The organism is Mesorhizobium sp. B1-1-5, from assembly GCF_006443065.1.
Taxonomy (GTDB): Bacteria; Pseudomonadota; Alphaproteobacteria; order Rhizobiales; family Rhizobiaceae; genus Mesorhizobium.
In genome coordinates this window covers 1-10,418 of record NZ_VFWS01000154.1, presented here as the reverse complement: position 1 = coordinate 10,418, position 10,418 = coordinate 1, and the positions used below count along the sequence as shown (strand labels likewise).

General features: G+C 64.2%; 11 protein-coding genes and 1 tRNA gene. 7 read left to right on the top strand and 5 right to left on the bottom strand.

Annotated features, from left to right (window positions below; genetic code table 11):
* Together kduD and FJ980_RS27405 are read left to right on the top strand one after the other, a co-directional pair.
* A partial coding sequence (gene kduD / locus FJ980_RS27410; protein ID WP_140546796.1) for a 2-dehydro-3-deoxy-D-gluconate 5-dehydrogenase KduD occupies positions 1-709 on the top strand: 709 nt, incomplete at its 5' end.
* Positions 710-779: 70 nt separating this feature from the next.
* Positions 780-1,112 (top strand): cupin domain-containing protein, encoded by a 333-nt coding sequence (locus FJ980_RS27405; RefSeq protein WP_140546795.1) that lies wholly within the window; start codon positions 780-782, stop codon positions 1,110-1,112.
* Here the strand turns inward: FJ980_RS27405 and FJ980_RS27400 are convergent.
* Both FJ980_RS27400 and FJ980_RS27395 read right to left on the bottom strand, forming a co-directional pair.
* Positions 1,109-2,197 carry a glycosyltransferase family 9 protein gene (locus tag FJ980_RS27400; protein ID WP_140546794.1) on the bottom strand — a complete coding sequence of 363 codons (1,089 nt, stop codon included), beginning with the start codon at positions 2,195-2,197 and terminating at the stop codon, positions 1,109-1,111. The genes FJ980_RS27405 and FJ980_RS27400 overlap by 4 nt on opposite strands.
* Positions 2,198-2,393: 196 nt before the next feature.
* Positions 2,394-3,020, bottom strand: coding sequence for a LysE family translocator (locus tag FJ980_RS27395; protein WP_140546793.1), 627 nt, complete (start codon positions 3,018-3,020; stop codon positions 2,394-2,396).
* Positions 3,021-3,276: 256 nt separating this feature from the next.
* On the opposite strand from FJ980_RS27395, the gene recQ reads away from it, so the two are divergent.
* Entirely contained in the window at positions 3,277-5,121 is a 1,845-nt protein-coding gene (gene recQ / locus FJ980_RS27390) for a DNA helicase RecQ (protein ID WP_140546792.1), read from the top strand.
* Between the two features lie 30 nt (positions 5,122-5,151).
* Here recQ and FJ980_RS35525 read toward each other — a convergent pair whose 3' ends face one another.
* Entirely contained in the window at positions 5,152-6,162 is a 1,011-nt protein-coding gene (locus FJ980_RS35525) for a DUF1186 domain-containing protein (RefSeq protein WP_246676570.1), read from the bottom strand.
* 87 nt (positions 6,163-6,249) lie between these two features.
* Between FJ980_RS35525 and FJ980_RS27380 the strand changes: the two genes are divergently transcribed.
* Positions 6,250-7,386 (top strand): hypothetical protein, encoded by a 1,137-nt coding sequence (locus tag FJ980_RS27380; RefSeq protein ID WP_140546791.1) that lies wholly within the window; start codon positions 6,250-6,252, stop codon positions 7,384-7,386.
* Between the two features lie 18 nt (positions 7,387-7,404).
* Here the strand turns inward: FJ980_RS27380 and FJ980_RS27375 are convergent, their stop codons facing one another.
* Both FJ980_RS27375 and FJ980_RS27370 read right to left on the bottom strand, forming a co-directional pair.
* Positions 7,405-7,854 carry a hypothetical protein gene (locus FJ980_RS27375; RefSeq protein ID WP_140546790.1) on the bottom strand — a complete coding sequence of 150 codons (450 nt, stop codon included), beginning with the start codon at positions 7,852-7,854 and terminating at the stop codon, positions 7,405-7,407.
* Between the two features lie 255 nt (positions 7,855-8,109).
* Positions 8,110-8,199, bottom strand: a tRNA-Ser gene (locus tag FJ980_RS27370).
* A gap of 344 nt (positions 8,200-8,543) precedes the next feature.
* On the opposite strand from FJ980_RS27370, the gene FJ980_RS27365 reads away from it, so the two are divergent.
* The 3 genes from FJ980_RS27365 (at position 8,544) to FJ980_RS27355 (ending at position 10,325) form a co-directional block, all read left to right on the top strand.
* Positions 8,544-9,242 (top strand): 50S ribosomal protein L21, encoded by a 699-nt coding sequence (locus FJ980_RS27365; RefSeq protein WP_140546789.1) that lies wholly within the window; start codon positions 8,544-8,546, stop codon positions 9,240-9,242.
* A gap of 100 nt (positions 9,243-9,342) precedes the next feature.
* Positions 9,343-9,612, top strand: a complete 270-nt coding sequence (gene rpmA / locus FJ980_RS27360; RefSeq protein ID WP_006327539.1) for a 50S ribosomal protein L27 — start codon at positions 9,343-9,345, stop codon at positions 9,610-9,612.
* A gap of 125 nt (positions 9,613-9,737) precedes the next feature.
* The gene (locus FJ980_RS27355; protein ID WP_140546788.1) at positions 9,738-10,325 is read left to right on the top strand and encodes a GNAT family protein; all 588 of its coding nucleotides are present in this window, start codon (positions 9,738-9,740) and stop codon (positions 10,323-10,325) included.
* Positions 10,326-10,418: the final 93 nt, after the last annotated feature.

Sequence of the window (10,418 nt, the reverse complement as noted above, 5' to 3'; positions counted from 1 at the left end):
CACCGGCATCGGGCAAGGCATCGCCGTGTCGGTCGCGCGCGCCGGCGGCCTGGTCGTCGGCGTCGGCCGTTCGGCGATGGATGACACCGCCGCGAAAGTCGCCGCCGCGGGCGGCAGCTTCGAAGCGGTGAGGACCGATCTTGGAGATCCGACAGAGGCGGCCGCCATGCTCGACCAGGTCTGGAGCGAGAGCGGCCGGCTCGACGGCCTCGTCAACAATGCCGGCATCATCCGGCGCGCCGATGCGGTCGACCTGAGCGAAACCGACTGGGACGAGGTGATGGACGTCAATTTGAAGACGGTCTTCCGGCTGTGCCAGAGCTTTGCCAGGCGCGTGCTGGCGGAGCCCGGACGGCGCGGCAAGATCGTCAACATCGCCTCGGTGCTGAGTTTCCAGGGCGGCATCCGCGTCGCTTCCTATACGGCCTCGAAGCACGGCGTGCTCGGCCTCACAAGGCTGCTCGCTTGCGAATGGGCGGCGAAAGGCATCAACGTCAACGGCATCGCGCCGGGCTATGTCGAGACCAACAACACCGAAGCCTTACGCGCCGACCCAGACCGCAGCGCCGCCATCCTCGGGCGCATTCCGGCGGCACGCTGGGGCCGGCCCGACGACATCGGCGACGCGGCCGTGTTCCTGCTGGCGCGGGCGTCGGACTATATGCATGGCGCGGTGGTGCCGGTCGATGGCGGCTGGCTGGCGCGGTGACCGTCTCCGGCCGGAAAACCGCGCCGCACCTTTCCTGGATTTGCTTTACAAGCCGAACGGAAGCTGAGCGATGACCGATATCTTTTCCCATGCGGGCGAAAAAGCCTGGGAGCCGACGGCGGACGGCAACAGGCGGCGCGTGCTGGTGCATACCGATGAATTGATGATGGTCGAGTTCGCCTTCGACAGGGGCGGCGTCGGCGCGCTGCATTCGCATCCGCATGTCCAGGCAAGCTATGTCGCCGAGGGTCGCTTCGAGGTCACTGTCGATGGCCGATCGGAGATCCTCGAAACGGGCAGCAGCTTCATCGTGCCGTCCAATCTCGTGCATGGCGTCAAGGCGCTGGAGGCCGGGCGGTTGGTCGACAGTTTTGCGCCTTGCCGGGCCGATTTCCTCGGTTAGAACCGGTCGGCAGTTCTATCGAACGCCGATTGCACCGGAGCGGTTTCACGCCTTTCCGGGATCGCCATGTGATCGCGGCGGCTTGCCGCGAGCAGGCGATGCGCGGCATCGAGTATGGCTTCGACCGGCGCGTCGGCGACATTGGTCGAACGGCCTCGCCTCGGCGCCGTGACGACTTCGACCGCGTTTGAAAGGGGGCGCCAGCGCTCCACATTGGCGCCGTTGTTGACGATCACTGCCGGCGTCATGACGGCGGCCATGAGATGCGCCAGGCCGCCCTCCATGCCGATATAGGCGACCGCCATCTCGCCCAGCGCAAGCAGGAGATCGTCGAAGCTTGCAATGTCCGGCGCCAGTTCCGGACAGGCCACCTGGAGGCGGCCTTCCCTTGCGAGGAGCGCCAGCGGCGTCGGTCCGCCGCCGGGGGTCGCCAGATACAGCACCCGGTAGCCGGCATCGATCAGATTGCCGGCAACAGCCACCACCTGATCTTCGCTCATGCACTTCCTGCCCTGGGCATTGCCGCCAAGCAGGACGAGTGGACGGCCGCAACCGCCGCGCAGCTGGCGCGCCAGACCCCGCGCGGCGTCCGGAACATCGAGCCTGTGGTCGAAAGGCAGGTGCCGCCCCGCCAGGCGCTCGACCAGCCGGTGGTAGCGCCAGGCATTATGTTCCGGCCGCAGCGTCAACCGTGTGCCCCAGCGCAGCGACAGAAGATGGCCGGCAAAGTTCGCTTCGTAGCGGATGCCCCGGCCTGCAAGTTGCAGAGCCGTGAGGATGAGGCCCGGCACGCCGGTGCGCAGATCGACGACGATGGCTTTGCGGCCGCGCGGCGCGAATTCGGCGAGGATGGCGGAAAGCGGCGTCTTCGTCCTGAAGTCATCGACGAGATGCGCGACGTGCTTGCGCAACACATGCGAGAGCGATGAGCCGCGCATGGCGCCATAGACGACACGGCTTTGCGGAAAGGCCGTTCTTGCCGCCCGCAGGGCCGGAATCCGCAGCAAGCCGTCGCCAAGCGCGTCGTTGCGGGCGTAGAAGATGAGCACGGGCGCGGACGAATCCATGGCGACGGCGGATTCCATTGCTGTGGTGTCGGAGAAGCGGGACGACTGCGGAAGAATAATATCAGCAAGCCACCGGCTGAGTTCTGCAAGAATATGCTTGGTTTCTTTTATAAAGAAAGCCCGATCTCGTCACCCCGCCGACGCCGGCCATGCGGGCCTTCTGTCGCGAATTCGGCTATGACATGCCTGGACCGGCGCCGCCGGGTGAAGCGTTTCAGCGCTGCTGCAGTGCCAGGCGCATGCCGAGCGCGCAATAGATGCCGCCGACCACCTTGCCCTGCCATTTCAACACCGCCGGATTGCGGCGCAGCAAGGAACCCAGGCCGCCCGCGCTGACGGCGAAGACGACCGTGCTGAAGAGCCCGAGCAGAACAAAGATGATGCCCAGCAGCATCAGCTGCAGCACCACGAAACCGCCTTGCGGGTGCACGAATTGCGGCAGGAAGGCCAGGAAGAACAGCGCGGTCTTCGGATTGAGCACTTCGGTCAGGATCGCCTGCCGGAAGGCCCGGCCCGCGGAAATGGGGAGCGTCCTGGCCGCCAGGTCGGCCGGCGCCTTTTCGAGAATGGCGCGGATGCCGAGATAAACGAGATAGGCCGCGCCGATATATTTGACGACGCTGAACAGCATCGCCGAAGCGGCGACGATGGCCGAGATGCCGACGATGGCCATGATGGTGTGAATCACGTCGCCGGCGGCGACACCGGCGCCGGTGGCGATGCCGACCTTCGTGCCCGAACTCGTCGCCCGCGCGACCGTGAGCAGCGTCGCCGGCCCCGGGATGAAGACGAAGCCGAACACGACCGCGATGTAGGTGACGAGCGTGGCGGGATCGATCATGCCAAGGTTCCTTTTGCGTCGGCCGCCGGCAACAGTCGGCTCAAAATCATAGCATCGGAGAATGCGTCGGGGGAACTCTCCAGCCGATGGGCCAGCGACGACTTTTCGATGACGGCATCGGCGTGAGGCGGCAGGTTTCCCGCGAAGCGCGGTTGTGGCCTGATGAGCGCTGCGCTACTCCAAGGCATCACACGGTGAATCATTTGGCTGGTCTTCACATAAACCCGAAAACGACCTCCTGTCCGGTGTCTGCCTGATGCCGGCGCAGGCAGCGAGCATCCGGGCCGAGGATCACAAGCGGCGCGTCCTGAAAGACGTGTTCGGCTTCGACGATTTTCGCCCCGGGCAGGCGACCGTGATCGAGGCGTTGCTCTCCGGGCGGCATGTGCTGGCGGTGATGCCGACAGGCGCCGGCAAATCGCTCTGCTATCAGGTTCCAGCGCTGGTCAAAGGCGGGCTCACCATCGTGGTGTCGCCGCTGGTGGCGCTGATGCAGGACCAGGTCGCCGCGTTGCGCCTTGCCGGCGTGGCCGCCGACACCATCAATTCCTCGCTCGACCGCGACGCCAATGTCGCTGCCTGGCGCCGCGTCGCGTCCGGACAGACGCGGCTGCTCTACATGGCGCCGGAGCGGCTGATGACGGAGCGGATGCTGGAAGCCCTGTCCCGGCTCGATGTCGGCCTGATCGCCATCGACGAGGCGCATTGCATCTCGCAATGGGGACCGGCCTTCCGGCGCGAATATGAAGACCTGTCGCAGTTGCGCGGCGTGTTTCCGCAGGTGCCCATCATCGCGCTTACGGCAACGGCGGACGAGGCCACGCGCGCCGACATCGAAGCGCGGCTGTTTGCCGGGCGCGCCGAGACCCTGGTGCTGGGCTTCGACCGGCCCAACATCAAGCTGGCGATAGAGCCCAAGCAGGATAGCAAGCGCCAGCTGTTGCGCTTCATCGAGCGGCACCAGGGCAAGAGCGGCATCATCTATTGCCTGTCGCGCCGCAAGACGGAGGAGATGGCGGCTTTCCTGGAGAAGAACGGCGTGCGCGCGCTCGCCTACCATGCCGGCATGAGCAAGGAGGCGCGAGAGGCGAACCAAAACACCTTCATGAGCCTTTCGGGCGTCGTCATGGTGGCGACCATCGCCTTCGGCATGGGCATCGACAAGCCCGACGTCGCCTATGTCTTCCACACCGACCTGCCCGGCAGCCTGGAGGCGTATTACCAGGAGATCGGCCGCGCCGGCCGCGACGGCCGGGCGGCGGAAGCGCACATGCTCTACGGCGCCGGCGACATCCGCACGCGCCGGATGTTCATCGACGACGAGGATACCTCGCCCGAGCACAAAAGACGGGCGCATCGGCGGCTCGACACGCTGATCGGCTATTGCGAGACGGCGCAGTGCCGGCGCCAGGTGCTGCTCGGCTATTTCGGCGAGGAGGCGCAAGCCTGCGGCAATTGCGACAACTGCCTCGACCAGGCGCCGCGCGCCGATGGCGGGACGGAGGCGCGGATCATCCTCGCGGCCGTCGCGCAGAGCGGCGAGCGCTTCGGCGCCGCCCATGTCATCGACATCCTGCTCGGCCATGAGACCGAAAAGGTGCTGGCTAGAGGCCATCAGCAGCTCGCCAGCTTCAGGACCGGCATCATGCATAGGAAGCCGGTCTGGCTGTCGCTCATCCGGCAACTTGTCGCCGGCGGCTTCCTGGTGCCGGATCCCGACGGCCATGGCGGCCTCGCCATCTCGGAAAGCGGCCGCGCGCTCGGCCGCGGCGAGGTTGCGTTCGAATATCGTGTCGAAGGCCGGGACCGTCTGGCGCGCGGCAGGAAGCGGGCCGCGCAGGGTTCCGCCATGGGCGGCGAGGGCGTGGACACTTCCTTGCTGGCGACGCTCAAGACGCTGCGGCTGCGGCTCGCTAAGGAACGCCAGGTACCTGCCTATGTGGTGTTTTCCGACCGCACCCTGATCGACATGGCCGAGCGCCGTCCGCGCGACCTCGACGACTTCGCCGAAGTGAACGGCGTGGGCGCAGCGAAGCTCAAGGAATTCGGGGAGATCTTCGTAAGCGCGATCGCGGCGCATGAGGCGAGCGGGTCGAACTGACGAACGGGTTTTCCTTGACGCGTCACCCCGTCATTCCGCGATTGCCAAGCAGCATTTCTTGAATTTCTTGCCGCTTCCACAAGGGCACGGATCGTTGCGCCCGACGTCGCGCCAGGGGTTGGTGGCTGGAGTGACGCTGGTCAAGGCCCGGTCCAGCCATGAGGCTTGCCCATCCTCGTCCTCGTCAAGATCGAAATCGTCGTCACCGAACTCGAAATCATCGTCGCCGAACTCGAAATCGTCGTCATCGCCAAGGCCGCGGGTCCAATCCAGCGCCACAAGGACATCCTCGATGTAACTCAGACTGGCGCGGTCGAACCGGTCGATGTCGCCCGGTTGCTGCTCGGCTTCTCGCAGGTCGCTTTCGAAATCACTGCGCTCAAGCACATCTTCCGGGATACGGCCCTCATCCCAGGCGCTGTAGGCAAGCGGAACGAGGTCTCGCAGGGCAAGCATCGCGATGGCTTGCAGCCAGCCGACCCACGCGTAATCCCAGTCGTCGGCCAGCCTCTCCCTGTAGAACCGTTCCACGAAATCCCTTGTCCGGTCGCGCTCGATGCGACCTTCCCAGGTCAAGAAGGTCACCGCGCCAAATGCCGCGTCGCGGATGAATTCGTCGGCGGAGCGGTCGGCAATGATGTCGAACAGCGCGCCGGCGTCGCCGTCGAATACGCCTACGATGATGCGCGACAAGGTTTCGGTTATGGCGTCGCCAAGCAGCCGGTCGGCTTCCTTCCCAGGGCGGTGCAGCAGACGCAGCAAAGCTTGGCATGCCTGGGTGTCGCGGGCGCCGCCGAGGATATACACGCCCCTGAAGAGCAGCATCTCTTCATCGTCCGACAAAGGCTGTCCGTTGGCGGCGTGTTCAAGGACGGCGCGCAGCGCAGGCGCTGATTCTTCTATCCTGATCGTGCAGACCGCGATTGCGAGATTCGGCACCTGCCGTTCGGTCGCCACGGCCTGGAGATAGCGGTCTATCGGATACAACTCGAAGTCGCCGCTGTCGCTGGAGAGCAGTTTTTCCAGATCTTCTTTTTTCATCGCGTCCAGTCGCGTCGATAGAGCCCCGGCCCAGCGGTATGCTATCGATCCCCCAGCCGCACACTTGTGTCAATCCTGAGAGCGACGATGAGCGAATACCAATACTATGAATTCCAGGCAGTCGACCGTCCCCTTGGCAGCGCGGATCGCCAGGCGCTTCGCGACCTGTCATCGCGGGCGCGGATCACCGCCACAAGCTTCGCCAATTTCTACGAGTGGGGGGATTTCAAGGGCGATCCGGACGAGCTCATGGAGCGCTGGTTCGATCTTCATCTTTATTGGGCCAATTGGGGTTCCCGCCGCCTGATGATCAAGCTGCCGGCTCGGCTGGTCGGTCGGGATCGCGTGGACGCCTTCCTTGGAGCGACCGACGACGTCATGCTCAGGGTCGCTGGTGAGAACATCATTATAAGCATCGCGCGCGACGAGTTGGAGTTCGAGTACCCTGACGGTGAGGATTCGGGTTGGCTCGCGGCCTTGGCGCCGTTGCGGGCCGACCTGCTCGCGGGCGATCTTCGGCTTTTCTATCTGCTTTGGTTGATGGCCGTCGAAACCGACGCGATTGAACCCGAGGAACCCGAACCGATGCCGGGAATCGGGCCGCTGACCGAGGCGCTCGAAGCGTTTGCCGAGTTCTTCGGCATCGGTCGCGATCTCATCCAGGCGGCGGCTGAGCGAAGCGCGACAACGGGTCCCGATGGCGCAGCGCCGGAGATCGCCCGACGGCTGGTCGCGGCGATGAGCGACTTCGAGAAAACCAGCCTGCTCATGCGGGTTTTCAATGGTGAGCCGAATATGTCCGCCGAGTTGCGGGCCACGATCCGGGCACGTTTGGAACCCGAAACGACAATCTCGCTTGGCCCTTTGCGCACAGCGGCGGATCTGCAGGCGCGGGCCGAAGAAATCCGCCTCGCCCGCAAGCGCGCCGAGGCGGAGCTGGCGGAAGCGCAGCGGCGATCGCAAGCGGAAGCGGCTGAGAAGGCCCGCGATATCCGGGTCGAGGTCCTTCGCCAGCGGGGTGAAAATGTCTGGGAAGAGGTCGAGATCGAGATCGGGCGGCGCAACCCCGCCGGCTACGACAAGGCGGCGGCGCTCCTTTCTGATCTCTTGGCACTTGCCGAAAAACAGGGCAGCACCGAGGACTTCCGTCTCCGGCTTCAGTCGATCCGGGAGCGCCATGCCGGGAAGGGGCGTTTCCTCGAACGCCTGGTGGCGCTGGGATAGTTCTTGCAAGGGAGCCGGCTAACGCCAAAGGCACACCTTGACATCCTTCCCGACATAGCAGGCACCTTCGCGGCGAAGCTCTCCCCAATCGCCTGCCTCGCCGTGCGTGTCGCGAATGTCAGCGTTCGCATAGCCTGCCCAAAGATCGCCGTCCTTGTAGACGACGGCCCAGTAATCCTTCGACATCTCACCGGCCCCGCTGTGAGTGTCGGGATAATCGATGCCCGCAAAAACCTGACGAGGCCCCTGGATATTGAAATCGCCACCCTTCTCGATTTGGTAGGAGCATCTTCCGGAGATGCGGGTCTGACCATGAACGACAAGCAGGCAGCGGCCCCATTTATAACCGCTTGGCAGACGATGCTGCGGTTGCGCATGCGACGGTGAAAGCGAAAAGGCGATTGCAAGGGCAACCGCGATTGTTCGCGCGATCATCTTGTCCCCCGTTGTGAAGCCGCGACCGGACATTCTTGGATTTCGCCCCGAGCGCATGTCGAATGGGCCTGCGCAATGACTCGCCGAGATCATACTACTATCGATCACGGTCGGATTTTTGTCACGTGAAGGCTCGAAATTTCATTCGCGAGGCCGACGTGGCGCGGGTGAAAGAATGCAGACAGCTCCCAGGCCGCCTTCCTTCGCTAAAGCTTCGGAGGGCATCCTGCTTGGCGCGGAAAAGAATTCGCTGGACCTGTCCTGCGAAGCGCGCAGCGCGAAGCAGGATGGCGGAGAGGGAGGGATTCGAACCCCCGATACCCTTGCGAGTATGCCGCATTTCGAGTGCGGTGCATTCGACCACTCTGCCACCTCTCCGCGAGGTCATGGTCGGCCGTTGCCGGCGCGGCGCACTTGATAACGGCTGACCGCTCCGGTTACAAGGCCCTATTCCACCGATTTCCGGCTTCCGCGAAAAGCGATTGCGACGGGACGGACCGATATTTGCCGGCAACGTCGCTCGCTGCCTCTCTCCAAGGACAGGCCGCCCCAAGCACAAGCCGCTTGCCTTGACTCCGGCGCAACCTTCGGTTAGGGACAGCCCGCATTCGGCGTGGAGGCTCTTCCGCGCCGCTTGTTTTTTGAACCCGCAGACTGACAAAAAGACGGCCGAACCGCCTGACGCGGTTCATCGAGGCCGACCGAACAGCGAAAGGCAAAAAATGTTCGCAGTCATCAAAACGGGCGGCAAGCAGTATCGCGTCGCCGCCAACGATCTCCTGAAGATCGAGAAACTCGAAGCCAAGGTCGGCGACATCGTCGAGATCGGCAATGTGCTCGCGCATGGCGAGGGCGAGAATGTCACCTTCGGCGCGCCGTTCGTCGATGGCGCTCTGGTCACGGCGGAAGTCGTCGAGCAGGGCAAGAACCGCACCGTCATCGCTTTCAAGAAGCGCCGCCGCCAGAATTCGCGCCGCAAGATCGGCCACCGCCAGCTTTTGACCACCGTCCGGATCGCCGAGATCCTGCTGGGCGGCGCCAAGCCGTCGAAGAAGGCGGCCGCCAAGGCAGAGGCCAAGGCCCCCGAAGCCAAGGCGGAAGTCGCCGCCGAGGCAAAGGCCGAAGCCGCTCCGAACGAGGCCAAGGCCAAGAAGGAGCCCAAGGCTGAGGCCACTTCCGGCGATGAGGCAAAGGCTGCGCCGCTGTTCAAGGCGCCGAAGGGCGAGCCGGACGACCTGACCGTGATCAAGGGCATCGGCCCGGTCGCGGCGAAGGATCTCGCCGAGCAGGGCATCGTCACCTTCGCGCAGCTCGCCAAGCTGTCCGACAAGGACGTCGCCAAGATCGACGAGCACATGCCGTTCAGCGCCGACCAGATCAAGGACTGGCGCGAGCAGGCCAAGGAACTGGCGAAGAAGTAATTTTTCCGGCGACGATCGTCGCCGGTACGGACTTGAAACGGAACGCGAACGCGTTCATAAGACCATTCAAACGCCCTTGCGGCGTATCGGAGTTAGTTAGATGGCACACAAGAAAGCTGGCGGTTCGTCGCGCAACGGTCGCGATTCGCACTCCAAGCGTCTGGGCGTGAAGAAGTTCGGCGGCGAAGCCGTCATCCCGGGCAACATCATCATCCGCCAACGCGGCACCTCGTGGCATCCCGGCGTCAATGTCGGAATGGGCACGGACCACACCCTTTTTGCGCTCGAAGCCGGCGCAGTCACCTTCAACAAGAAAGCCAACGGCCGAACCTACGTATCGGTGAACCCGATTACCAAAGCAGCGGAGTAGCCGGTTCCGCACCATAACACCGGCGCCCATCTCGGGAACCGGTGTCTGGCCAGGCCAGGAAAAGGATCAGGAGAGATGGGTTTGCCCTCTCTCCTTTTCATTTTTTCTTGCCCTGGAGGACTAAAATGGTTGCCGAAGCGGAAGACACCGAAGACGAAAGTTACGCGATCGATTGCCCGGTGCTGGCCACCGAGCGTCTGGGCATGCGCGCCCCGCGAGAGAGCGATCTCGAGCAACTCGTCACGCTGGCCGACAACCGGCATGTCGCTGAAATGCTGGCCCGCATGCCGCATCCCTATGGCGAGGCCGAGGGCCGCACCTTCCTCGCCATGGCGGCGTCGCGCCGCGTCGGCATCGTCTATGCCCTGACGCTCAAGGATACAGGCACCTTCGTCGGCTGCGCCGGGCTCAACACCACCGATCGCGGCCTGGAACTGGGCTACTGGATCGGCGAGCCTTACTGGAAGCGCGGCTATGCCACCGAGGCCGCGCACGCCCTGGTCGACCTCGCCTTCCAGCGGACCTCGATCCAGGTGCTGCATGCCTCGACCCGGGTGATCAATCCGGCCTCGCGCCGGGTCATCCACAAATGCGGCTTCCAGTATGCCGGCCAGGGCATGCTGAACTCGATCGTCGCGGGCCAGGTGCCGGTCGAGCGTTACAGGCTCGACAGGAAGACCTGGACGAGCCTGAGGAATTGGATGCATTTTTGACGATTGCTTCACAGGGCTGGGCAAGCGCCCCCTCACCCGGATTGCCAACCGAATTGCGAAGGGCAATTCGGGGCAATCCGACCTCTCCCCAAG